The organism is Pelomonas sp. Root1237, from assembly GCF_001425055.1.
In the GTDB taxonomy this organism is placed as follows: Bacteria; Pseudomonadota; Gammaproteobacteria; order Burkholderiales; family Burkholderiaceae_C; genus Pelomonas.
The window spans coordinates 336,282-358,319 of record NZ_LMDK01000018.1 but is presented as its reverse complement, the minus strand read 5'-3'; the positions used below and the strand labels follow the sequence as shown (position 1 = coordinate 358,319).

General features: G+C 67.7%; 22 protein-coding genes. 19 read left to right on the top strand and 3 right to left on the bottom strand.

What is annotated here, in order from left to right; all coding sequences use genetic code 11:
- The first annotated feature begins 4 nt into the window (after window positions 1-4).
- The 17 genes from serC (at window position 5) to ASC91_RS22230 (ending at window position 16,579) form a co-directional block, all read left to right on the top strand.
- Window positions 5-1,096: a 3-phosphoserine/phosphohydroxythreonine transaminase gene (serC, locus tag ASC91_RS22310; RefSeq protein ID WP_056202125.1), complete on the top strand. Its 1,092-nt coding sequence runs from the start codon at window positions 5-7 to the stop codon at window positions 1,094-1,096.
- Window positions 1,089-2,186 carry a prephenate dehydratase gene (pheA, locus tag ASC91_RS22305; RefSeq protein WP_056202122.1) on the top strand — a complete coding sequence of 366 codons (1,098 nt, stop codon included), beginning with the start codon at window positions 1,089-1,091 and terminating at the stop codon, window positions 2,184-2,186. The genes serC and pheA overlap by 8 nt, the downstream gene beginning before the upstream one ends.
- A gap of 2 nt (window positions 2,187-2,188) precedes the next feature.
- Window positions 2,189-3,085: a prephenate dehydrogenase/arogenate dehydrogenase family protein gene (locus tag ASC91_RS22300; protein ID WP_056202119.1), complete on the top strand. Its 897-nt coding sequence runs from the start codon at window positions 2,189-2,191 to the stop codon at window positions 3,083-3,085.
- Window positions 3,085-5,085, top strand: coding sequence for a bifunctional 3-phosphoshikimate 1-carboxyvinyltransferase/cytidylate kinase (locus ASC91_RS22295; protein ID WP_056202116.1), 2,001 nt, complete (start codon window positions 3,085-3,087; stop codon window positions 5,083-5,085). Before ASC91_RS22300 ends, ASC91_RS22295 begins: the two co-directional genes overlap by 1 nt.
- Before the next feature lie 169 nt (window positions 5,086-5,254).
- Complete coding sequence (gene rpsA, locus ASC91_RS22290) at window positions 5,255-6,970, top strand: 30S ribosomal protein S1 (RefSeq protein WP_082532915.1); 1,716 nt, start codon at window positions 5,255-5,257, stop codon at window positions 6,968-6,970.
- A 120-nt stretch (window positions 6,971-7,090) separates the two neighbouring features.
- Window positions 7,091-7,390, top strand: coding sequence for an integration host factor subunit beta (locus ASC91_RS22285; RefSeq protein WP_056202110.1), 300 nt, complete (start codon window positions 7,091-7,093; stop codon window positions 7,388-7,390).
- A 26-nt stretch (window positions 7,391-7,416) separates the two neighbouring features.
- Window positions 7,417-7,716 carry a lipopolysaccharide assembly LapA domain-containing protein gene (locus ASC91_RS22280; RefSeq protein ID WP_056202107.1) on the top strand — a complete coding sequence of 100 codons (300 nt, stop codon included), beginning with the start codon at window positions 7,417-7,419 and terminating at the stop codon, window positions 7,714-7,716.
- Window positions 7,706-8,851, top strand: coding sequence for a lipopolysaccharide assembly protein LapB (gene lapB, locus ASC91_RS22275; protein WP_056202104.1), 1,146 nt, complete (start codon window positions 7,706-7,708; stop codon window positions 8,849-8,851). Before ASC91_RS22280 ends, lapB begins: the two co-directional genes overlap by 11 nt.
- Before the next feature lie 164 nt (window positions 8,852-9,015).
- A complete protein-coding gene (locus ASC91_RS22270) occupies window positions 9,016-9,756 on the top strand; it encodes a hypothetical protein (RefSeq protein ID WP_056202100.1) in 741 nt (246 codons plus the stop codon).
- Window positions 9,757-9,766: 10 nt separating this feature from the next.
- Entirely contained in the window at window positions 9,767-10,630 is an 864-nt protein-coding gene (locus ASC91_RS22265; protein WP_056202097.1) for a Kdo hydroxylase family protein, read from the top strand.
- Window positions 10,631-11,578 carry a glycosyltransferase family 32 protein gene (locus ASC91_RS22260; RefSeq protein ID WP_056202096.1) on the top strand — a complete coding sequence of 316 codons (948 nt, stop codon included), beginning with the start codon at window positions 10,631-10,633 and terminating at the stop codon, window positions 11,576-11,578.
- Window positions 11,579-11,861: 283 nt separating this feature from the next.
- Complete coding sequence (locus ASC91_RS22255) at window positions 11,862-12,590, top strand: hypothetical protein (RefSeq protein ID WP_056202093.1); 729 nt, start codon at window positions 11,862-11,864, stop codon at window positions 12,588-12,590.
- Window positions 12,591-12,939: 349 nt separating this feature from the next.
- On the top strand, window positions 12,940-13,512 hold the full coding sequence (locus ASC91_RS22250; protein ID WP_056202090.1) for an SIS domain-containing protein: 573 nt from the start codon (window positions 12,940-12,942) through the stop codon (window positions 13,510-13,512).
- The gene (gene rfaE1 / locus ASC91_RS22245) at window positions 13,509-14,444 is read left to right on the top strand and encodes a D-glycero-beta-D-manno-heptose-7-phosphate kinase (RefSeq protein ID WP_056202087.1); all 936 of its coding nucleotides are present in this window, start codon (window positions 13,509-13,511) and stop codon (window positions 14,442-14,444) included. Before ASC91_RS22250 ends, rfaE1 begins: the two co-directional genes overlap by 4 nt.
- Window positions 14,441-14,938 (top strand): adenylyltransferase/cytidyltransferase family protein, encoded by a 498-nt coding sequence (locus ASC91_RS22240; RefSeq protein WP_056202084.1) that lies wholly within the window; start codon window positions 14,441-14,443, stop codon window positions 14,936-14,938. Before rfaE1 ends, ASC91_RS22240 begins: the two co-directional genes overlap by 4 nt.
- On the top strand, window positions 14,935-15,480 hold the full coding sequence (gmhB, locus tag ASC91_RS22235) for a D-glycero-beta-D-manno-heptose 1,7-bisphosphate 7-phosphatase (RefSeq protein ID WP_056202081.1): 546 nt from the start codon (window positions 14,935-14,937) through the stop codon (window positions 15,478-15,480). Before ASC91_RS22240 ends, gmhB begins: the two co-directional genes overlap by 4 nt.
- 1 nt (window position 15,481) lies before the next feature.
- Window positions 15,482-16,579, top strand: coding sequence for a glycosyltransferase family 1 protein (locus tag ASC91_RS22230; RefSeq protein ID WP_056202079.1), 1,098 nt, complete (start codon window positions 15,482-15,484; stop codon window positions 16,577-16,579).
- Here the strand turns inward: ASC91_RS22230 and ASC91_RS22225 are convergent.
- Together ASC91_RS22225 and ASC91_RS22220 are read right to left on the bottom strand one after the other, a co-directional pair.
- A complete protein-coding gene (locus ASC91_RS22225) occupies window positions 16,576-17,589 on the bottom strand; it encodes a glycosyltransferase family 9 protein (RefSeq protein ID WP_056202076.1) in 1,014 nt (337 codons plus the stop codon). The two genes, ASC91_RS22230 and ASC91_RS22225, sit on opposite strands and share 4 nt — an antisense overlap.
- On the bottom strand, window positions 17,586-18,620 hold the full coding sequence (locus ASC91_RS22220; RefSeq protein ID WP_162247841.1) for a glycosyltransferase family 9 protein: 1,035 nt from the start codon (window positions 18,618-18,620) through the stop codon (window positions 17,586-17,588). The genes ASC91_RS22225 and ASC91_RS22220 overlap by 4 nt, the downstream gene beginning before the upstream one ends.
- Window positions 18,621-18,747: 127 nt before the next feature.
- Here ASC91_RS22220 and ASC91_RS22215 point away from each other — a divergent pair, with 127 nt between their 5' ends.
- Both ASC91_RS22215 and ASC91_RS22210 read left to right on the top strand, forming a co-directional pair.
- Window positions 18,748-20,484, top strand: a complete 1,737-nt coding sequence (locus ASC91_RS22215) for an ATP-binding cassette domain-containing protein (RefSeq protein ID WP_056202072.1) — start codon at window positions 18,748-18,750, stop codon at window positions 20,482-20,484.
- Window positions 20,485-20,486: 2 nt separating this feature from the next.
- The gene (locus ASC91_RS22210) at window positions 20,487-20,762 is read left to right on the top strand and encodes a helix-hairpin-helix domain-containing protein (protein ID WP_056202069.1); all 276 of its coding nucleotides are present in this window, start codon (window positions 20,487-20,489) and stop codon (window positions 20,760-20,762) included.
- On the opposite strand, the gene ASC91_RS22205 is transcribed toward ASC91_RS22210, so the two are convergent.
- On the bottom strand, window positions 20,736-22,034 hold the full coding sequence (locus ASC91_RS22205) for a patatin-like phospholipase family protein (RefSeq protein WP_082532913.1): 1,299 nt from the start codon (window positions 22,032-22,034) through the stop codon (window positions 20,736-20,738). The genes ASC91_RS22210 and ASC91_RS22205 overlap by 27 nt on opposite strands.
- Between the last annotated feature and the right edge of the window lie 4 nt (window positions 22,035-22,038).

Here is a 22,038-nt window from a genome sequence, read left to right as displayed (position 1 = left end):
CTCGATGACCACAGCCCGCCCGTTCAATTTCGCCCCCGGCCCCGCCACACTGCCTGAACCGGTGCTGCAACAGGTGGCGGCCGAGATGCTGGACTGGCACGGCAGTGGCATGAGCGTCATGGAGATGAGCCACCGCGGCAAGGAGTTCATCTCCATCGCGGAAGCGGCTGAGCGGGATCTGCGCGAGCTGCTCGCCGTGCCGGCCAACTTCCGCATCCTCTTCATGCAGGGTGGCGGCTTGGGTGAAAACGCCATCGTGCCGCTGAACCTGAGCCGTGGCGGCAAGGTCGATGTCGTCGTGACGGGCTCTTGGTCGCGCAAGAGCGCCGCCGAGGCGCGCCGCTATGCCGACGTGCAGATCGCCGCCGACATCGGCAGCGGGCATGCCATCCCCGGCGACTGGCAACTTCGCAGCGACGCGAGCTATGTCCACGTCTGCACCAACGAGACCATCGACGGCGTCGAATTCCATGACCTGCCCCGTATCGGCAACGGCGTGCCGCTGGTCATCGACTGCTCCTCCCACCTGTTGTCGCGCCCCATCGACTGGAGCCGCATCGGCCTGGCCTTCGGCGGCGCGCAGAAGAACATCGGCCCGGCCGGCATGACCCTGGTCTTCGTGCGCGAAGACCTTCTGGGCCGCGCACTGGAGATCTGTCCTTCGGCCTTCAACTACGAAACCGTAGCGGCAGCCCAGTCCATGTTCAACACGCCGCCAACCTTCGCGATCTATGTGGCGGGTCTGGTGTTCCAGTGGGTGAAAGGCTTTGAGTACGCCGGCAAGCGCGACCTGGCCGCCATTGAGCAGCGCAACATCGACAAGGCCGGCCTGCTCTACGCGACGCTGGATGCCTCCGGCTTCTACGAGAACCGCGTCGACGCCAGCTGCCGCTCACGCATGAACGTGCCCTTCTTCCTGAAGGATGAAAAGCTCAACGAGAGCTTCCTGACCGCGGCCAAGGCCGCTGGCCTGCTGCAGCTCAAGGGTCACAAGTCGATGGGCGGCATGCGCGCGTCCATCTACAACGCGATGCCGCTGGAAGGCGTGCAGGCGCTGGTGTCATTCCTGAAGGACTTCGAGGCCCGCCATGGCTGAACCTGTCGCCTCCCAGGCACTGCTCGCGCTGCGCGACCAGATCGACGGCCTGGACCGCCAGCTGCTGGACCTGCTGAACCAGCGCGCCCGCGTCGCCGAGCAAGTCGGCGAGATCAAGCGCGCCGAGGGCACACCCTTTTTCCGCCCGGACCGCGTCGCCCAGGTCATCGACAAGATCCGTGCCGCTAACCCGGGGCCGTTGAAGTCCGAGCACGTCGCGGCCATTTGGCGCGAGATCATGTCCGCCTGCCTGGCGCTGGAGTCGCCGCAGCGCGTCGCCGTGCTCGGCCCCATCGGCACCTTCTGCGAGCAGGCCGCTCTCGAATACTTCGGCAGCGCCGCCGACATGACCTACTGCGCCACTTTCGACGAGGTCTTCCACGCGACGGCCAGCGGCAGCGCGCAGTTCGGCGTCGTCGGCGTCGAGAACATGACCGAGGGCGTCGTCACGCGCTCGCTGGACCTGTTCCTGCACACGCCCTGCCATGTGGTCGGCGAGGTCAGCCTGCTGATCCGCCACAACCTGATGCGCAAGGAGCCTTCGATGCACGGCATCGAAGCGGTGCTCGCGCACCCGCAAGCCCTGGCCCAATGCCAGAACTGGCTGAACAAGCACCTGCCCGACGTCGAGCGCCGCGCCGTGTCCAGCAATGCCGAGGGCTCGCGCCTGGCCGCCACCAACCCGGCCTGGGCCGCCCTGGGCAGCGAACGTGCCTCGCAGGTTTTCGGCCTGCACATCACCGCGCACGCCATCCAGGACGAGGCATACAACCGCACGCGCTTCGCCGTCATCTGCCTGCCGCAGACGATGGCCACACCGCCGGCCACCGGGCGCGACTGCACCAGCCTGGTCGTTTCCGTGCCCAACCGGCCCGGCGCCATGCACGATCTGCTGGTGCCGCTGAAGAAGCACGGCGTATCCATGACCCGCCTGGAGTCCCGCCCGGCCCGTACCGGCCAGTGGGATTACTACTTCTACATCGACCTCGACGGCCATCCGACGCAGCGCCACGTCGCCGACGCGCTGGCTGAGTTGCGCGAGCTCTGCGCCTTCTTCAAGATGCTGGGCGCCTACCCGGTGAAAAACTAACCATGTTTCAACAGCTCGGCGTGATTGGATGCGGCCTGATGGGTGGCAGCTTCGCGCTGGCGATGAAAAAAGCCGGCCTGGTCAAACGCGTCGTCGGCTACAGCAAGTCGCCGTCCACGACGGAGCAGGCCAAGAAGCTGGGCGTCATCGATGTGGCCGCCGAATCGGCGCTGCTGGCGGTGTCAGGTTCGGACATCGTGCTGATCGCGGTACCCGTGTCGGCCACCGAGAGCACGCTCAAGGCCATCCGCCACCTCGTCAATCCGGGCGTCCTGTTCATGGACGTCGGCTCGACCAAGTGCGACGTCATCGAGGCCGCGCGCCGCGCCCTGGGTGACCGCTCTTCCAGCTTCGTGCCCTGCCATCCCATCGCCGGCAAGGAGTCGGGCGGTGTCCAGCATGCCGAGGCGAATCTCTACGAAGGCCGTCAGGTCATCCTGACACCCCAGCCCTTCACCAATCCGCAATTGGTGCAGCGTGCAACCGACGTTTGGTCCGCCCTGGGCGCCACGGTGCTGAAGATGCGGCCGCACAACCATGACGCGGCCTTCGCCGCAGTCAGCCACCTGCCGCATCTGCTGGCCTTTGCCTATTTCCAGGCCATCGCCGAGCAGCCGGCCGCGCGCGACTACCTGAGCCTGGCCGGCCCAGGCTTTCGCGACTTCACCCGCATCGCCGCCGGCGAGCCGTCCGTGTGGCGCGACATCCTGCTGGCCAACAAGCACGAGGTGCTGGCCCAGTCCAAGCGTTTTCGCACCATGCTGGATCAGCTCGAAGCGCTGATCGAATCCGGTGACGCGCCGGCCCTGGAAGCCGCGCTGCGTCCCATCTCCGAAGGCCGTTCGGCCTGGGGCAATCCGCCCCCTGCCCCTCCTCCCGGCCGACCAGCCGGCAAGTGATGTTCAAGATCCCCTTTCTCGACCTGCCGCCCCTGCGCGGCGCCGCAGGCACCGTGCGCCTGCCCGGTTCCAAGAGCATTTCCAACCGCGTGCTGCTGCTGGCAGCCTTGAGCGAAGGCAAGACCGTCGTGCGCGACCTGCTGGCGTCCGACGACACGGCTGTCATGCTCGATGCGCTGCGGGCGCTCGGCTGCGGCGTCTGGAACGAAGGCGAGGCCGTCGTCATCGACGGACTGGGTGGCCGCCTTCGCGCCAAGGACGCCAAACTGTTTCTCGGCAACGCCGGCACCGCCATGCGACCGTTGACCGCAGCGCTCGCTCTGCTGGCCGCGACGCAGGGGGCGAGCTTCGAGGTGTCCGGCGTGGCGCGCATGCATGAGCGCCCCATCGGCGATCTCGTCAACGCGCTGCGCGGCCTGGGCTGCGAGATCGACGACCTCGGCAATGCAGGCTACCCGCCGCTGCGCCTGCGCGGCCCGTCCCAGCTCGCGCTGGACACGCCAGTGCGCGTGCGCGGTGACGTGTCCAGCCAGTTCCTCACGGCCCTGCTGCTGGCCCTGCCGCTGGTGGCCGAGCGCGACATTCGCATCGAGGTCATCGGCGAGCTGATCTCCAAGCCCTATATCGAGATCACGCTGGCCCTGCTGGAGCGTTTTGGCATCGCGGTGAAGCGTGAAGGCTGGGAGGCTTTCATCATCCCGGCCGGAAGCCGCTATCGCTCGCCCGGCGAGGTCTTCGTCGAGGGCGATGCGTCCTCGGCGTCCTATTTCGTCGGCCTCGGCGCCATCGCCGCGATCGATACGCCGATCCGCATCGAAGGTGTCGGCAGCGAATCCCTGCAGGGCGATGTGCGTTTCATCGAGGCCGCTGCCGCCATGGGTGCGCAGGTCAAGACCGGGCCCAATTGGCTGGAAGTACGCCGCGGCGCCTGGCCGCTGAAGGGCCTCACGCTGGACTGCAACCACATCCCCGACGCGGCGATGACGTTGACAGTGATGGCGCTTTACGCCGACGGCCCGACCACGCTGACCAATATCGCCAGCTGGCGCGTCAAGGAGACCGATCGCATTGCTGCCATGGCCGCCGAGCTGCGCAAGCTGGGTGCCACGGTCGACGAAGGGCCGGACTGGATCCGCGTTGAACCGCTGCAGGACTGGAAGGCCGCGGCCATCCACACCTACGACGATCACCGCGTCGCCATGTGTTTCTCGCTGGCCGCCTTCAACGGCCTTGTCAGCGCGCAGGCCGTGCCGGTGCGCATCCTCGAGCCGCACTGCGTCGCCAAGACCTTCCCGGACTACTTCGAGACGCTTTTTGGCGTCGTGGTGGCCAACGCTGCCGACATTCCGGTCGTCACCATCGACGGCCCGACCGCCTCCGGCAAGGGCACGCTGGCCGATGAGGTGGGCAAGGCGCTCGGCTTTGCCGTGCTTGATTCCGGTGCGCTCTACCGCGTCGCGGGCTTGGCCGCGCGCCGCGCCGGCTTGAACCTGGATGACGGCGACGCCGTCGCCGCCATCGTGCCGACGCTGCAACTGCGCTTCAGCGATGGCCATGTCTTCCTGGGCCAGGAAGACGTCAGTGCCCGGCTGCGAGCCGAAGCGACCGGCCTGCTGGCCTCACAGGTCGCCGTCCATCCTCAGGTGCGCAAGGCCCTGCATCAGTTGCAACTCGACTTCCGCCGCCTGCCCGGTCTCGTCGCCGACGGCCGCGACATGGGCACAGCCATCTTCCCCGACGCCTCCCTCAAGGTATTCCTCACCGCCAGCGCCGCGACGCGCGCTGAGCGCAGGCATAAGCAGTTGATTTCCAAAGGAATTTCGGCTAATATTGACAGCTTGCGCGAAGATCTGGAGGCGCGGGACGAACGGGACAAGAACCGCTCAGCCTCGCCACTGGAACCCGCGCAGGACGCGCAGCTGCTCGACAACTCGGCGCTGACCATCGAAGCCTCGGTGGATCAGGTGCTGGATTGGTGGCAACAGCGCAGGCCTTTTTGACGCGCCTCGTTACGCACGAGGTGCCAGAGAAGGTCCAGGCTTGAGACGCCACGGCCCGCGGCCCTTCCCTCCGAACGTCAGTTCACTGAGGGTCGCGATGTCAACAACTTAACCCGCAGCTTGTCTGCACGCCGCGTCCGGGGTTCCCCGGCGCATCAGGATCCATCACATGTCCCAAACCCAAACCGCCCAAGCCTCCGGCATGGAATCCTTTGCCGCCATGTTCGAGGAGTCGCTGCAGCGCTCCGACATGCGCGCTGGCGAAGTGATCTCGGCCGAAGTCGTTCGTGTCGAACACAACTTCGTCGTCGTCAACGCAGGCCTCAAGTCCGAAGCCTACGTGCCCATCGAAGAGTTCAAGAACGACCAGGGCGAACTGGAAGTCCAGGTCGGCGACTTCGTCTCCGTCGCCATCGACGCCATCGAAAACGGCTACGGCGACACCATCCTGTCGCGCGACAAGGCCAAGCGCCTGGCCTCGTGGCTGAGCCTGGAAACGGCCCTGGAGTCCGGCGACTTCGTGACCGGCACCGTCTCCGGCAAGGTCAAGGGCGGCCTGACCGTCCTGGTCAACGGCATCCGCGCCTTCCTGCCCGGCTCGCTGCTGGACACGCGCCCGGTGAAGGACATGAGCCCGTTCGAGGGCAAGACCATGGAATTCAAGGTCATCAAGCTCGACCGCAAGCGCAACAACGTTGTGCTGTCGCGTCGTGCCGTGGTCGAAGCCTCCATGGGTGAAGAGCGCGCCAAGCTGCTCGAAACGCTGTCCGAAGGCGCCATCGTCAACGGCGTGGTCAAGAACATCACTGAATACGGTGCGTTCGTGGACCTCGGCGGCATCGACGGCCTGCTGCACATCACCGACATGGCATGGCGCCGTGTCCGTCACCCGTCCGAAGTCGTGACGGTTGGCCAGGAACTGACCGCCAAGGTCCTGAAGTTCGACGCCGAGAAGAACCGTGTCTCGCTGGGCATCAAGCAGCTGGGCGACGACCCGTGGTTCGGCGTTGCGCGCCGCTACCCGACCGGCACCCGCCTGTTCGGCAAGGTCACGAACATCGCCGACTACGGCGCGTTCGTCGAGATCGAGCCGGGCATCGAAGGCCTGGTGCACGTCTCCGAAATGGACTGGACCAACAAGAACATCGCCCCTAGCAAGCTGGTCTCGCTGGGCGACGAAGTCGAAGTCATGGTCCTGGAAATCGACGAAGACAAGCGTCGCATCAGCCTGGGCATGAAGCAGTGCAAGGCCAACCCGTGGGAAGAGTTCGCCGAGAACGTCAAGCGCGGCGACAAGGTCAAGGGCCCGGTCAAGTCGATCACCGACTTCGGCGTGTTCGTGGGCCTGGCGCAAGGCATCGACGGCCTGGTGCACCTGTCCGACCTGTCCTGGGACGAGACCGGCGAAACCGCCGTTCGCAACTTCAAGAAGGGCCAGGAAGTCGAAGCCGTCGTGCTGGCCGTGGACGTCGAGCGCGAGCGTATCTCGCTGGGCATCAAGCAGCTGGACAGCGATCCCTTCACCGCCTACACCACGATCAATGACCGTGGCGCTTCGGTGACCGGCATCGTCAAGACCGTCGACCCGCGCGGCGCCGAGATCGAGCTGGCTGACGGTGTGATGGCCTATCTGCGCGCTTCGGAAATCTCCCGCGACCGCGTGGAAGACGCCCGCAACGTGCTGAAGGAAGGCGACGAAGTCACCGCCGTCGTCGTCAACATCGACCGCAAGACCCGCAACATCCAGCTGTCCATCAAGGCCAAGGACAACGCCGACAACCAGGAAGCCATGACGCGCCTGAGCCAGTCGAGCGAGCGTGAAAACGCCGGCACCACCAGCCTGGGCGCCCTGCTGCGCGCCAAGCTGGACAACCAGGGCAATTAAGCCCTGTTTGAACTGCCCGGTCCTCTAGCGAATTGCTGGAGGCCGGGTATGCTCCCCACAGGCTCGCCGGCCTCGCCAGCGGGCCTGTTTCAATTCCAAGACCGACAAGCTGCCTCGCTTATGACCCGCTCCGACCTCGTCGCCGTGCTCGCCGAAAGATTTGGCCAATTGACCCAGCGGGACACAGAGTTCGCGGTCAAGACCATCCTCGACGCGATGAGCGACGCCCTCGCGCGCGGCCACCGCATCGAGATCCGCGGCTTTGGCAGCTTCTCCATCAGCCGCCGCCCGCCGCGCGTGGGCCGCAACCCGCGCAGCGGCGAGCAGGTCATGATCCCCGAGAAACTGGCTCCTCATTTCAAGCCCGGCAAGGCGCTGCGCGAGGCTGTCGACAAGCATCTTCCTGTGACGGACGCCTGACCCCGCCTGAGTCAGAATCCCGGGCCATGCGCACCCTCGTCTGGCTCCTGCGAGCCCTGCTCTTCTTCACACTGTTTGCCTTCGCGCTGAACAACAGCCACGAAGCCGTCGTGCGCTGGTTCTTCGGCCACGAGTGGCGCGCGCCGCAGGTCATCATCGTGCTGCTGGCCTTTGGCTTCGGCGCCGCCTTTGGCGTGCTGGCCATGGTGCCCGCCTGGTGGCGCCACCGCCGCGCCGCCCAACGCGTCGAACCCCTGCCCGGCATGCCCCAACCCACACCCGAAGTCCCCGCAGCCCCTTACGCCGCCCACCAAGATGGAGTTTGATCCGCGCTGGCTGCTCTTTGTCCTGCCCGTCGTCTTCGTCCTCGGCTGGCTGGCCTCCAAGCTCGACTCCAAGCAGTGGAAGCTGGAACAGCGTGATTCGCCCAAGGCCTATTTCAAGGGTCTGAACCTGCTGCTGAACGAACAGCAGGACAAGGCCATCGATGCCTTCATCGAGGCCGTCCAGAACGACCCCGACACCTCCGAGCTGCACTTCGCCCTGGGCAGCCTGTTCCGCCGCCGCGGTGAGACCGAGCGCGCCGTGCGCGTACACGAGCATCTGTTGCGCCGCGGCGACCTGCCCAAGACCGACCGCGATCGCGCCCAGCACGAACTGGCCCAGGACTTCTTCAAGGCCGGCCTGTTCGACCGCGCCGAGGCGGCCTATGCCGAACTGCGCGGTACCGCCTTCGAGCGTGAGGCGCGCCTGGCCCTCTTGTCGCTGTACGAGCGTTCGCGCGACTGGGCCAAGGCCGCCGAGGTTGCCGCAGAACTGGAAGCCGCAGGTACGGGCTCCTTCTCCGGTCGTATCGCGCATTACCTCTGCGAGCAGGCCCTGGTCGCCCAGTCCCAGGGGCATGTCGACCTGGTGCCCTCCCTGCTTGAACAGGCGCAGCGCCGCGCGCCCGAAGCGGCCCGCGCCTATGTGCTGCAGGGCCAGATGCTGCTGAAGGCCGGCCAGGCCGAAGCCGCGCTTGCCGCCTTCACCAAGCTGCTCGCAGCCAATCCGCCGGCCTTCAACCTCGTTGCAGCCGACTGCGCCGCCGCCGCCAAGTCTCTGGGCCAGCCCGAGCGCGCCATCGCGTTGATCAGCGAGCAGTACCACCGCTCGCCCAGCATGCATTTGCTGCGCGCGCTGGCAGGCCTGCAGCCTGGCCCCCAACGTGAGCGCCTCGCGGCCCATCTGCGCGAGCAGCCGGCCCTGTCGGCCGCCACGGAGCTGCTCAAGCTCAATGCCGGCGCGTTGCCCGCCGACGAGGCCGCTCCCATGATCCAGACGCTGGAAAAGGCCGCCAAGCCGCTGCAGCGCTATCGCTGCGCCGCCTGCGGCTTCGAGGCCGCCCACTACTTCTGGCAATGCCCGGCCTGCCTCAACTGGGACAGCTATCCGCCGCAACCCATTGAGGAGCTTGCGTAGATGAAGCCCCTCGCCCAGCCGCACACCGCTGAACGCGGTGCGCCTGACCGGTCCCCCGGGGGGGACGGCGATGCTTGCCGGATTGACCGGCAAGCACATCGCCAGCGCGGGCCGGCTTGGGAGCGGCCCGGCGCTCGGCCCGCAATGACTATGGAACAACTGAAATGAGCAGCGCAGCCGAAGACCGCTTCGTCATCTGCATGAAGTGGGGCACCAAGTACGGCCCCGAGTACGTCAACCGCCTGTACGGCATGGCCGCGCGCCACCTGCGCGGCCCCTTCCGCTTCGTCTGCTTCACCGATGACGCCAACGGCATCCGCTCCGAGGTCGAAAGCCTGCCGCTGCCCGAGACGCACGCCAGCCAAGGCAAGCGCGATGGCGGCTGGAAAAAGCTCGGCACCTACCAGGCCGACCTCTTCGGCCTGAAGGGCACGGCCCTGTTCCTGGACCTGGACGTCGTCATCGTCGGCGACCTGACCGAATTCTTCGCTGTGCCCGGCGACTTCCTCATCATCAAGGACTGGAAGCGCCCCTGGCGCGTGACGGGCAACTCCTCGGTCTACCGTTTCCGCATCGGCGCCCACGCCGACGTGCTGGCCCACTTCATCGCTCACCAGGACGAGGTGCGCGCCAAGTACCGCAACGAGCAGGAATATCTCAGCCATTTCCTGCACGACCAGGGCAAGCTGGGCTACTGGCCCAAAGACTGGTGTGCCAGCTACAAGTACCACTGCCTGCCGATGTGGCCCACCAGCTTCTGGCGCGACCCCTTCATTCCGGCCGGCGCGCGCGTGCTGGTCTTCCACGGCGTGATGAACCCACCCGATGCGCTGGTCGGCCGCTCGGAAGGCAACTGGCGTCACGCCCGCCCGGCAAAGTGGATCGCCGATCATTGGCGTGAATGAGGCCAGGGGCATGGACAACCGCATCGTCACTGTCGACAGCCGCGACTGGACCTCGCCCAGGCATGGTCTCGTGCCCGACCTGGAAGCCGGTCGGGTGCTGTTCTTCCCCGAGCTGCGCTTCGAGCTGACTTCAGAAGAAGCCGGGCTGCTGCGCCCCGACGTGCGTGACGAGAAGGCACGCAACATCAGCCTGCGCCTTGACGGCGTGCTCGCTGGCGCCGCCGTGCAGGGCGAAGAGCGGGCAAGGCTGGCAGCCATGATCGGGCGTTTCCGCGCCCGCGCCTGCTCGCTGATCGACGCAATCGCGCCAACCTACAAGCCGGCGCTGCGCCTGGCACCCACGAGCTATCGGCCCATGCAGGTCGAGTCGCGCGTGCAGTCCTGGCGCGCTGATGACCGCCGCCTGCATGTGGACGCCTTCCCCTCGCGCCCCAACCGCGGCGAGCGCATTCTGCGTGTGTTCACCAACCTCAACCCCAACGGCGAGCCGCGCGTCTGGCGCGTCGGCGAGGCCTTCGAGGACATCGCCCGGCGCTTCGTGCCACGCGCCAAGCCTTATGTGGCCTGGCAGGCCAAGGCCCTGAAGGCGCTGCACGTGACCAAGTCGCTGCGCACCGAATACGACCACCTGATGCTGCAGTTGCACGACGGCATGAAGGGCGACCTGGACTACCAGCGCAGCAGCCCGCAGGTCGAGATGCCCTTCCCGCCTGGCTCGACCTGGGTTTGCTATTCCGACCAGACGTCGCATGCGGTCATGTCCGGCCAGTTCATGATGGAACAGACCCTGCACTTGCCGGCCGAGGCCCAGGTGGACCGCACGGCCAGCCCCCTCGCCATCCTTGAGCGCCAGCTAGACCGCCGGCTGACCTGAATGCCCTGGTTGTCCACGGGCATCGTCCTCATCGTCGCCGGCCTGTTCCTGCGCGAACTGGCCACCGTGCTGAGGGCCCGCGTACCGACGCAGACCCGCGCCATCATGGTGGGCGACAACGCGCCGCTCTGCCAGGACGAGATTCCCAGGATCATCTGGACCTACTGGCAGCCCAGCCCGGCGCCGGCCTTCATCCAGGACTGCCTGGCCAACTGGCGCCGCTTCGCGCCCGACCACCAACTGCGCCTGCTGGACCGCACCAGCGTCTCGCAATGGCTGCCCGCGCTGCGAACAGATTTCGACGAGATGCCGCCCCACCGCCAGGCCGACTGGCTGCGCGTCCAGCTGCTGGCGCGGCACGGCGGTGTCTGGATGGACGCCTCCATGCTGCTGAGCCGCGACTTGGGCTGGCTGCACGAGACGCGCCGGCGCCGCGCCGCGGACTATGTCGGCTTCTACATCGACCGCTACACAACCCGGCCTGAGCTGCCCATCATCGAGAACTGGCTGATGGCTTCGGTGCCTGGCGGGGCTTTCGTGACCGCGCTGGCTGCCGACTTCGACCGGGCGCTGGACGAAGGCGCCGAGGCGCTGCTGCCGCGCCTGCAGACCGATGGCCGGCATGCACGCGTCGTCCAGGCGCTGCCCGATGACCTCCAGCGCCATCGATTGATGCAGATTGCAGCAACGGAGCTGCTGGACTGCGAGCCCCAGCTCGCTCGTCTCGTGCTGCTGCGCGCCGAGGACGGCCCTCTCGCCTGGCAGGCCGGCGTCGGCTGGCGTCATCGCCACTTGTACGCTCGCTTGGCCCTGGTGCCCTGCCCGCGCGTGCTGCCCGCCGTGCTCAAACTGCGCAGCGCTGACCGCGCCATCGTCGAGCGCAACTGGCGCCGCGGCCTCGTGTCGCCCTTCAGCGCCCTGGTCCAGCTTATGGACCGCAGCAAGTAAAGCCACCTCAGCTGCAGACCTGCCTGGCTTCGTCGAAGCCCTTGCTCGCCGCAACTGCGGCCCCGGCCGCGAGCACACGGCGACACGCCGCGCACCTCTAACTCCCATCACTCTCGATATTAGGGTTCGCGCGAAGCACGGAAGAGCCACAGCCAGTAATCAACAGGTAAACAACCCCAACGTAAGCTCCTCAAAGCCGGCCTCGATCCACGTTCTGTTCAGTTAGAACGGCCATATATTTCGGGCCGGCAAATCAGAGAAGTCACATATACGCAAGGGTAAGATGAAAAAACTGTCATTCGCCAAATCCATGATTGCGGCAGCGGCGCTCGTATGTTCCGCCAGCAGCATGGCCCAAACCAGTCCGAGCCCGTTCGTCGGGCAATGGAATCAGTTCTACGCAAGTCTGAACGGCAACGCCGAATATATCGACAAGCATTCGATCCAGGGTTACGCCTTCAACGCCTTCTATCACAACTGCGGCGGCAGCGCATACCAGGACTGGGCAACAAACAACGGCCAGTCCCAGTATCTGGTCCAGATGTCCACTGGCGGATACATGACTGGGCTGCACGTCATCAACAATGAGCTGCTGTGCGCCAAGGGTGCATCGTCCGCCATCCCTGCCTTCATGGAGTCCAGCACCGTGCGGCAAGGGATGCTCGCCTGCCCGTTGGGCACCATCATGACCGGCCTCCATGTCCAGAACAACAAGATCTGGTGCGCGTCACCGGCCAGCGGCCGGATCCTGCATACCTGGGCCGAAACCGTCGACTATTCAACCGGCCGCCCCGGCACATCAGCTGCACATATGCACGCATGCCCGCCAAAGTGGGTCATGACCGGCGTCCATGTTGGCAACAACGCCTTCCTTTGCACGCCGTATGAAGGCCCGGGCATTGATCCGTGGAGCGCCGCGCCGGTGGCTGATCCCAGCGTTGGCCCGGCCGCGTCCGGCGGTGGCGGTGGCGGTGGTGGCGGCGGCGGTGGTGGCGGGCAGCAGCAGTACTGATATTCCGCTTCAGCACAGCCGTTGAACTGCAGGGTGTGCCAGCCAATCCACTGGCGCACCCGACCAGTTCCAAATTGGAATCGCTTGGCAGGAGTTCCATCCAGGAATATTAATCTCCAGGTTTGATTCGAGCATCTTCGGGAGTTGCAGCCATTGTCTTTGGAGAATGGCTGCAACTCCCGATCTGCATGAGGACTCTCGCGTCCCGTCACCACGCCCTTTGGCCGCGTGCCCCGCCTGTGCGCGAGTGCCCCGCCCCTCCAGCGCGGGTCAGTCGGCTGGCACCACCGCCCCATCACCGATACTTGAAACCATCGGTCTGCAAGCGGGTGAGAGCCCCGGTCTCCTCATGAGTTCCCTGTTTCTGCGCAATCTCGATGAACACCTGCAACTGATGCAACTCCTGGGAGCGCTGGACCCACAAGTGCAGCAGGCCGGCCAACGGCTCGCCGACGCGCTGAAGGCGGGCGGCAAGATCATGTTCTGCGGCAACGGCGGCTCGGCCGCGGACAGCCAGCACCTGGCCTCCGAGCTGACCGGCCGCTTCATCAAGGACCGCCGCCCGCTCGCCGGCCTGGCGCTGACGACCGACAGCTCGGCGCTGACCTGCATCGGCAACGATTACAGCTTTGACGATGTGTTCGTCCGCCAGGTCCAGGGCCTCGGCCGCGCCGGCGATGCGCTGATCGGCATCTCGACCTCGGGCAACTCGGCCAATGTGCTGCGCGCCGTCGAGGCCGCCAAGGCCATGGGCATCTACACGCTGGGCCTGCTGGGCCGTGACGGCGGCAAGCTGGGCGCGCTGTGCGACGACAGCATCATCGTGCCGCACGGCATCACCGCCCGCATCCAGGAGGCGCACCTGCTGATCGGCCACACGCTGTGCGGCCTGATCGAGGCCAACCTGGGCGTGGGCCAATGAGCGCCCTGCCCTCGCGTGAACTGCTCGCCTCCCGCCGCATCCTCGTCGTCGGCGACGTCATGCTGGACCGCTATTGGCACGGGGCCGTGGAGCGCATCTCGCCCGAGGCGCCCGTGCCCGTCGTGCGCATCGAGCGCGAGGAAGAGCGACTCGGTGGCGCCGCCAACGTCGCGCTCAACATCCGCACGCTGGGCGCGCGGGCCACACTGCTGACCGTCGTCGGCCAGGACGAACCGGCCCGCCGCCTGCGCGAACTGCTGCACGAGCGCGACATCGAAACCGTGCTGCGCGAGGACAAGCAGCTCTACACCATCGTCAAGCTGCGCATCATTGGCCGCGCCCAGCAGTTGCTGCGCGTGGACTTCGAGAACGAGCCCGACCACGAGGCGCTGGGCGAGATGCTTGAGGCCTTCGCCGAGCAGTTGCCCCGACACGACGTCGTGCTGTTCTCCGACTATGGCAAGGGCGGCCTCACGCACATCCCGCGCATGATCGAAATGGCCCGCGCCGCGGGCAAGCCCGTGCTGGTCGACCCCAAGGGCAGCGACTACAAGCGCTACGCCGGCGCCAGCGTCATCACGCCCAACCGGGGCGAACTGGCCCAGGTCGCGGGCGCCTGGCGCGGCGAGGAAGAGCTGCGCGCCAAGGTCGAGACGCTGCGCGCCGACATCGACGTCGGCGCCGTGCTGCTGACGCGCTCGGAAGAAGGCATGACGCTGTTCGAAGCCAGCGGCGTCACTCACGAGCCGGCACGCGCCCGCGAGGTGTTCGACGTGACCGGCGCAGGCGACACCGTCATCGCGACGCTGGCCGTGATGACCGGCGCCGGCGTGCCGCTGCCCGAAGCCATGCGCCTGGCCAACAAAGCTGGCGGCATCGTCGTCGGCAAGTTCGGCACGGCAACTGTGAGCTACGACGAGCTGGCGGCATGAGCATGCTGGAAGACAAGCTCATCGACGCCGCCGCGCTGGGCGACGCCGCGCTGGCAGCGCGGTTGGCCACGCTGTGCCGCCCCATGGTGTTCACCAACGGCGTGTTCGATGTGCTGCACCGCGGTCATGTGGCCTACCTGCATGCGGCGCGCGAGCAAGGGGCGAGCCTCGTCGTGGCCGTCAACTCCGACGCCTCCGCGCGTGGCCTCGGCAAAGGGCCGGACCGGCCGCTGAACCGCGACGTCGACCGCGCCCTGGTGCTGGCTGGCCTGGCGTCGGTCGACGCGGTGCTGTTCTTCGACGAGCCCACGCCTTGCGCACTGCTGGCGCGCGTGCGCCCGCAGCTCTACGTGAAGGGCGGCGACTACGACATGGAAGCGCTGGAAGAGACGCGCCTCGTGCGTTCGTGGGGGGGCGATGCGCGCGCCATTCCCTTCGTCGACGGCTACTCGACGACCGCCCTGGTCAACCGCATCCGCGCACAGGGCCGATGAGCGCACGCCGCCCCGCCGCCTTCCTCGACCGCGACGGCGTCATCAACATCGACCACGGCTACGTCTACCGCTGGGAGGACTTCAGCTTCGTGCCCGGCGCGTTGGATGGCCTGCGCCGCCTGCAGGCTGCCGGTTACGCCCTCGTCATCGTGACCAACCAGTCGGGCGTGGCGCGCGGCTACTACGACGAAGCGGCGGTGCAGCATCTGCACGACGCGCTGCGGGAGCACCTGGCGCAACAGGGCATCACGCTGGCCGCCATCGAGTACTGCCCCCACCTGCCCGACGCGCAGTTGCCTCGCTACGCGCTCGACTGCGACTGCCGCAAGCCCGCGCCCGGCATGATCCTGCGCAGCGCCGAAGCGCTGGACATCGACCTCGCCGGCTCGCTGATGTTCGGCGACAAGCCATCGGACGTCGAAGCTGGCCGGGCGGCAGGTGTCGGGCGCCGCGTTCTTCTCGCGAAGAACGGGCAGCCGACCCCGTCGGCCGTGGACTACCTCGACCTCCCGCAGGCGCTGGACGCACTGGGCATCGCCTGACATGAGCCGCCCGCCCGTCTTCGCGATCGAGGCCACCAACCTGACCGACGAACGCGGCACCGGCATCGGCCGCTACACGCGCCAGCTCATCGAAGCCTTGTCGGCGCTGCAGGTGCCACCGCAGGACGAATTCGAGCTGCTGCAGCTGTGCAAGCGCTCGCGCTGGCAGCTGCGCGACCGGCTGGCCCAGGGGCCCCGGCTGTCCAGCCGCTGTTGGTGGGGCCCCGTCTGGCCGCTGCCGCGCCCGGCCTGTGCCTTGCTGCATGTGCCCGACGAACGCCAGCCGCCCTGGCGCGTGCCCACCGTCGCGACCGTGCACGACCTCTACGCGGCGCTGAACATCAACTACACCGACGAGAAGAAGCGCCAGCGCAAGCTGCGCCACTACGAACATCTGCGCGACAGCTGCGCGCGGCTGGTGTGCGTCAGCGAGAACACGCGGCAGGACTTCCTGCGCCTGGTCGGCGGTGATCCGGCGCGGCTCAAGGTCGTCCATCCGGGCGTCGCACCCGAGTTCCGGCCGCACACGGCGGACGAGATTCAGGCCGTGCGCACGCGCCATGGGCTGGCGGGGCCCTATCTGTTGTTCGTCGGCTCCACGCCCAACAAGAACCTGGCACGCACCATCGAGGCCTTCGCCGCTGGGCGCTTCGGCCAGGACTACACATTGTTGGTCTGCGGCGAACACTCCCGCACCCAAGGCGAGGCCCTGGCGGCACGGCTTGCCGAGCTGGGCCTGGCCTCGCGCGTGCACTTCGCAGGCTTTGTCAGCGACACGGACCTGCCCGCGCTCTACGCTGGCGCGGCGGCCTATCTCTTCCCGTCCTTGTACGAAGGCTATGGCCTGCCCATCCTGGAGGCCATGGCCTGTGGCACGCCCGTGCTGGCCAGCGACCGCGGCAGTTGCCCCGAGGCGGCTGGTGGCCACGCCGCGATCGCAGACCCGGAAGACATCGAGGCGCTGGCCGCGGGCATTGCGGCCGCGGTGGCGATGACGCCCGCTCGCCGCGCAGCGGCACTGGCCTACGCGCGCACGCGGACCTGGGAGGTCACGGCCCGCGGGACGCTGGCGGTCTGGCGGGAAGCGCTGGCGCGCTAGCCGATCACGTCTTGCACACGGGCCTCGACGTCCGCGGCGCGGATGTCCGACAGCTGCGCGGCCTGCAGCAAGTGCACATGCTCGGGGTCATGCTCCAGCGGCGGGCGCGGGCCGAGCACGATGAAGGCATGCGTGGCCACCGCGGCCGCGATGTTGACGGCACCCGTGTCGTTGCCGATGCAGGACCGCGCCAGCGACAGGGCCGCCACGCTCTCGGCGACGCTGCTGTCGGTCATCGTCGCCACGCGCTCGCGCAATGCCGGCTCGACGCGCGCCAGGATGGCCTGCGCCAGCACGTCTTCCGCCGGCCCGCCCAGCAGCAGGACCCCGTGGCCACGCGCGGCCAGGCGATTGGCCAGTTCGACGAAGTTGTCTTCGCCCCACTGCTTGTAGGGCTCGGACGCGCCGATGGCCAGTGCATGAAAGGGCCGCGGTAATGGCGCCAGGCGCTCGCCCATGCGCGCCAGCGCATCGGGGCGCACGCTGATGCGCGGCACGATGGGCGCGCTGCAGAAACCCTGGGCGATGGAGAAATTCGTCGCGTCTTTGTGGCCGGCCACGGCGGGGCCGCGGTAGCGACTGATCCAGGGCGATCGGGTCAGCAGCAGGCGCTGCAGCCAGGTCTCGCCGAAGCCGAGGACGGTGCGGATGCCGGCGCGCCAGCAGACGATGATGGCGCGACCCGGATGGTCAGAAAACAGCACCATGCGGTCGAAACGCTTGGGGGCCAGCTCGGCACCCAGGCGCAGCAGCCCATCCAGGCCGCTGTGGCGGCCGCGGCGACGCTCGCTCTTGCGCGGGCGCCGGTCGAAATCGATGATTTCGCGCACCCAGGGTTCGTGGCCCAGCAGCTCGCGGGCCATCGTGGTGGGCGCGGCGATGAGGCTGACCTGGCCGTCGCGGCTCTGCTCGGCCACGCAGCGGAAGTACTGCGCGTGCCACACAAGATCGCCCATGCCATTGAGCTGCAGCTGCACGGCCGTTTTGGGGCGGGTATCTGCCGGGCTCATGCGGCCTGCGCCAGCGCGATACGGGCAACGTCGCCGGGCTGGATGTCGGCCAGCCTGGGCGCGGTCAGCATGTGCAGCGTTTCGGGGTCATGCGCCAGCAGCGGACGTGGGCCCAGCATCACCCAGGTCGGCGTGCCGACCGCAGCGGCTATCTGCACGCCGCCCGTGTCGTTGCCCAGGCAGGTCCGCATCAGCGACATGGCCGCCACGGTCTCGGCCACCGTGCCGTCCGTGACGGCCAGGATGCGCGGGCGCAGTGCCGGCTCGACGCGCTGCAGGATGGCCTGCGCCATCTCGCGCTCCGCCGGGCCGGCGATCAGCAGCACCCCGTGGCCGGCGCGGGCGAGCTCGGCGGCCAGCGCGGCGAAGTTGTCGGTGCCCCACTGCTTGTAGGGCTCCGACGAGCCGATGCACAGCGCATGCATGGGCTGTGGCAGGCCCTGCACCCGCGCCTTCATGCGCTCCAGCGCTTCGGGGCGCACGACGAGGCTCGGCACGATGGGCGCATCGCACCAGCCATGCGCGATGGCGAACATCGTGGCGTCCTCGTAGGTGCCGACCGCCGGCCCGCTGTAGCGCTGAATCCATGGCCCATGCGACAGCAGCCGGCGCTGCAGCCAGGTCGTGCCATAGCCCAGGCGCTCAGGGATCTTCGCGGCCAGCGCCACCAGGGAGCGGTTCGTGTAGTTGGTGAACAGCACGATGCGGTCGAACTGCTTCTCGCGCAGCTCCACACCCATGCGGAACAGGCCCAGCACGCCACGGTGACGCCCCTGTCGGCCCTCATGGCGGCGCGGGTGGCGGTCGAAGTCGATGATCTCGCGCACCCAGGGTTCATGGCCCACCAGCTGCGGCGCGAACACGGTCGGCGAGGCGATCAGCGACACCTGCCCTCCAAAACTGGTCTCGGCGACGCGTCGAAAGTACGGCACATGCCAGACCAGGTCGCCCATGCCGACCCACTGCAGCAGGACCACGGTGCGGGGTCGGGTGTCGGGGCCTGCCGGGCCGTCCGCGGCGGAAGGGATCACCGGCGCGGGCGAAGGCGGAATCGGATGCATCGGGCGTGAGAAGCGGGGGGCGGCGGCGATTCTATGGGCCGGGCATGGCGGCACCGGCTGGCAAAGCGCCTCCAAACACGCACGACAATCACGCCCGATGTCGACCTCCGCCGAAGCCAATCCTGCCCGCCGCCTGGGCCAGTACATCTACCCGCACCGTTGGGGCGCGCTGTTGACGGTGCTGGCCTACATCGGCGCGGCCGCCACCGAGCCGATGATCCCCAAACTGATCGGCTATGCCTTCGGCGAGGGCTTCACCAAGGATGCCTTTCCGCTGTGGATGATCCCGGTCGTGCTGATCGGCCTGTACCTGATGCGCGGCGTCTTCGGCTTTGCCGGCCAGTACCTCTTCAACTGGACGCTGACGCGCAGCGTGATGGACTTCCGCTCCACCCTCGTCAACGCACTGCTGCGGCTGGACGCGCAGGTCTACACGCGCATGCAGCCCGGCACGGCGGTCAGCAAGGTCGTCAACGACCCGCAGCAGATCCTGCAGCTCGTCGGCGATGTCGGCGTGAGCGTGCTGCGCGACGGCCTGCCGGCGCTGGCAATGCTGGGCTACCTCTTCTATCTGAACTGGCAGCTGACGCTGCTCAGCCTGGTCGTCACGCCGCTGATGGCGCTGGTGATGAAGAAGCTCAACCAGCGCATGCGGCTGATGGCGACGCGCTCCTATGACTCTCAGCTGCTGCTAGTCAACAAGGTCGACGACCTGACTCGCGCCTGGCGCGTGGTGCGCCAGTTCGGCGCGGCCGCGCACGAACGCGAACGCTTCGCTGCCGTTGCCCACGACGTGCGCCGCAACAACCTGAAGACGGCAACCGCCGGCGCCTTGGCCCAGCCATTGTCGCAACTGGTCGCCAGCGTCGGCCTGTCCTTCATCATCTGCGTGGCACTGTGGCAGGCGCGCACCCAGGGCACGGGGGTGCAGGCCTTCGCCGAGTTCGTCACGGCCCTGCTGCTGCTGACCTCGCGGCTGCGCCATTTGTCCGACCTGGCCGCGCCGCTGACTCGGGCTACCGTCATCGCCAAGGGCTGCTTCGAGCTGATGGATGCGCCCAAGGAGGCCGATAGCGGCACCCGAGAGCTGCCGTCGCACGCACAGGGCGAGCTGACGATGGAAGACGTGCGCCTGACCTATCCCGGCGCCTCCCAACCGGCTCTGGACGGACTCAGCCTCGCCTTTCACGCCGGCAAGACGACGGCCCTGGTTGGGGCCTCTGGCGCGGGCAAGAGTTCCATCATCCATCTGCTGCTGGGCTTCGGCCGGCCCGATGCCGGCCGCATCCTGCTGGACGACATCGACATCGAGGCGCTGACGCGTCTATCCCTGCGCCGCCAGTTCGCCGTCGTGTCGCAGGACATCGTGCTGTTCGACGACTCGGTCGCCAACAACATCGCCTACGCCCAGCCGCGCGACGAGGCCAGGCTCGAAGCCGCGCTGCGCGCCGCCCATCTTTGGGACTTCGTGCAGACGCTGCCCGAGGGCGTCGAAACCCACGTCGGCGCCAATGGAAGCAAGCTCTCTGGCGGCCAACGCCAGCGCCTCGCGATTGCCCGAGCGCTGTACAAGGACGCACCGATCTGGATCTTCGACGAAGCCACCTCAGCGCTGGACACCGAGAGCGAGCGCGCCGTGCAACAGGCCCTGGCCGCCTGGTCGGGCCGCAAGACGCTGATCGTCATTGCCCACCGGCTGTCCACCATCCGCGATGCGGACGCCATCCACGTGCTCGGCGCCGGCAAGCTTGTAGAGACCGGCACGCACGCCGAGCTGATCGCGCACGATGGTGCTTACGCGGCCATGGTGCGGGCACAGCTCGGCGAAGCCTGACGATGAAGCGGCGGGCCCTGCTGCTGTGGGTGGCACTTCCCGCCCTGGCTCAGAGTGAGGTCGAGGCCAACACCGCGACCCGCGCGGAACTCGAATCCCTGCCTGGCCTGGGCCCGGCCCTGGTGCAGCGCCTGCTGGCCGCGCGGCCGTTCAAGGACTGGGCCGACCTGATGCGCCGTGTGCCAGGCATCAAGGCAGGAACCGCCCGCAAGCTCTCCAGCGCCGGCCTGCGCGTGGCCGGCCAAGCCTTCTCAACAGCCGGCAGCGAACCCGGCTGAGCGGCTCTTGCGAAGCAGCGCCGGGTCGATCTGCGGCGCCCGCGCCGGCCAGCCGAAGAAGCGCTGCACCTCGGCGCGCTTGGCCAGCGTGTCGCTCATGCCCAGGTTGATCAATTCGTTGACGAAGCTAGGTTCGAACAGCAGATAGCTCACGAGCGCCGAGCCGCTGGTCGTCTTGCCCTTGCCGCTGACGCCGAAGGCCCGCAGCATGGCGCGCACCGAGGGCGGCAGGCTGGCCTGATGCTCGCCGGCCAGTTCGTCCAGGCGCCGGCTGGGCGCAATGACGAGCAGCTCGATGGGCCGCAGCGCCGTTGCCGCTCGCGTCTCGCGTGACAACAGGGCCAGCGTGCGGTTGATGCGGCGCAGCCGTTCGACGTCCACCGCCAGCGCATCCAGGAAGATGTTGGACAGCGCATGGCCGGCAATCTGGGCCATGCTGGGATGGGCCTCGGTGGCGGTGACGCGGCGCCCCTCGGGTTCCTTCATGCGGCCCGCGCCGATGACGAGGACGCGCTCGGCACCCAGGTGCACGGCCGGCGAGATCGGCGCGCTCTGGCGCATCGAGCCGTCGCCGAACCACTCGGCCACGCCCTCCAGCTCCAGCAGCTCGGCCGGGAAGATGAAGGGGATGGCCGAGGACGCCATCAGGTGACTCAGGCTCAGCTTGGTCTGCACCGCCATGCGCTGCTCGCGCAACCACGGCACGACGTGGTGATGGGTCTGGAAGAAGGTGACGTGCTGGCCCGAGGTGTAGCTGGAACCGGTCAGCGCCAGCGCGCGCAGATGGCCGCCGTCCAGCATGGTCTCGATGCGCGGCATGTCGAGGTAGCGGGCCAGCAGCTCGCGCAGCGGTGAATTGTTCAGCAGGCTGCGCGGGCGGCTGCGCGTCCAGCGTGCAATGGCCCAGCCCAGGCTCAACATGCTGAGCCAGCGCGCGCCGCTCCTCACCGCCTCGAACGCGTCGGCACGGTAGATGTTCTCGACATGCAGGCCCTGCCAGAGGTGCAGCAGACCGTCGACGGCGGCGTCGAAGTCGTCCGCGTGGCAGGCCAGCGTCGACGCATTGATGGCGCCGGCCGAGGTGCCGCTGATCACGGGAAACGGGTTCTGCTGCGTCGCGCCGGCATCGCGGCGCAGCTGGGCGATGGCCGCCAGCACGCCCACCTGGTAGGCGGCACGTGCGCCGCCGCCGGTCAGGATCAACCCCGTGACCGGTGGCGTACGGTTGAGCCCCATCGACTGGGATGCGGGCTTGGGCACGGCTTGCAGCATCGGC

Bases quoted from the DNA above. Each gene is read 5' to 3' on its own strand.
- ASC91_RS22265 (WP_056202097.1), top strand. From the start codon at position 9,767: ATGGACAACCGCATCGTCACTGTCGACAGCCGCGACTGGACCTCGCCC.
- ASC91_RS22230 (WP_056202079.1), top strand. From the start codon at position 15,482: ATGAGCCGCCCGCCCGTCTTCGCGATCGAGGCCACCAACCTGACCGAC.
- serC (WP_056202125.1), top strand. From the start codon at position 5: ATGACCACAGCCCGCCCGTTCAATTTCGCCCCCGGCCCCGCCACACTG.
- pheA (WP_056202122.1), top strand. From the start codon at position 1,089: ATGGCTGAACCTGTCGCCTCCCAGGCACTGCTCGCGCTGCGCGACCAG.
- ASC91_RS22295 (WP_056202116.1), top strand. From the start codon at position 3,085: ATGTTCAAGATCCCCTTTCTCGACCTGCCGCCCCTGCGCGGCGCCGCA.
- rpsA (WP_082532915.1), top strand. From the start codon at position 5,255: ATGTCCCAAACCCAAACCGCCCAAGCCTCCGGCATGGAATCCTTTGCC.
- ASC91_RS22255 (WP_056202093.1), top strand. From the start codon at position 11,862: ATGAAAAAACTGTCATTCGCCAAATCCATGATTGCGGCAGCGGCGCTC.
- ASC91_RS22240 (WP_056202084.1), top strand. From the start codon at position 14,441: ATGAGCATGCTGGAAGACAAGCTCATCGACGCCGCCGCGCTGGGCGAC.
- ASC91_RS22300 (WP_056202119.1), top strand. From the start codon at position 2,189: ATGTTTCAACAGCTCGGCGTGATTGGATGCGGCCTGATGGGTGGCAGC.
- ASC91_RS22260 (WP_056202096.1), top strand. From the start codon at position 10,631: ATGCCCTGGTTGTCCACGGGCATCGTCCTCATCGTCGCCGGCCTGTTC.
- ASC91_RS22210 (WP_056202069.1), top strand. From the start codon at position 20,487: ATGAAGCGGCGGGCCCTGCTGCTGTGGGTGGCACTTCCCGCCCTGGCT.
- ASC91_RS22250 (WP_056202090.1), top strand. From the start codon at position 12,940: ATGAGTTCCCTGTTTCTGCGCAATCTCGATGAACACCTGCAACTGATG.
- ASC91_RS22270 (WP_056202100.1), top strand. From the start codon at position 9,016: ATGAGCAGCGCAGCCGAAGACCGCTTCGTCATCTGCATGAAGTGGGGC.
- ASC91_RS22205 (WP_082532913.1), bottom strand. From the start codon at position 22,034: ATGCTGCAAGCCGTGCCCAAGCCCGCATCCCAGTCGATGGGGCTCAAC.
- ASC91_RS22280 (WP_056202107.1), top strand. From the start codon at position 7,417: ATGCGCACCCTCGTCTGGCTCCTGCGAGCCCTGCTCTTCTTCACACTG.
- ASC91_RS22225 (WP_056202076.1), bottom strand. From the start codon at position 17,589: ATGAGCCCGGCAGATACCCGCCCCAAAACGGCCGTGCAGCTGCAGCTC.
- ASC91_RS22215 (WP_056202072.1), top strand. From the start codon at position 18,748: ATGTCGACCTCCGCCGAAGCCAATCCTGCCCGCCGCCTGGGCCAGTAC.
- ASC91_RS22285 (WP_056202110.1), top strand. From the start codon at position 7,091: ATGACCCGCTCCGACCTCGTCGCCGTGCTCGCCGAAAGATTTGGCCAA.
- rfaE1 (WP_056202087.1), top strand. From the start codon at position 13,509: ATGAGCGCCCTGCCCTCGCGTGAACTGCTCGCCTCCCGCCGCATCCTC.
- lapB (WP_056202104.1), top strand. From the start codon at position 7,706: ATGGAGTTTGATCCGCGCTGGCTGCTCTTTGTCCTGCCCGTCGTCTTC.
- gmhB (WP_056202081.1), top strand. From the start codon at position 14,935: ATGAGCGCACGCCGCCCCGCCGCCTTCCTCGACCGCGACGGCGTCATC.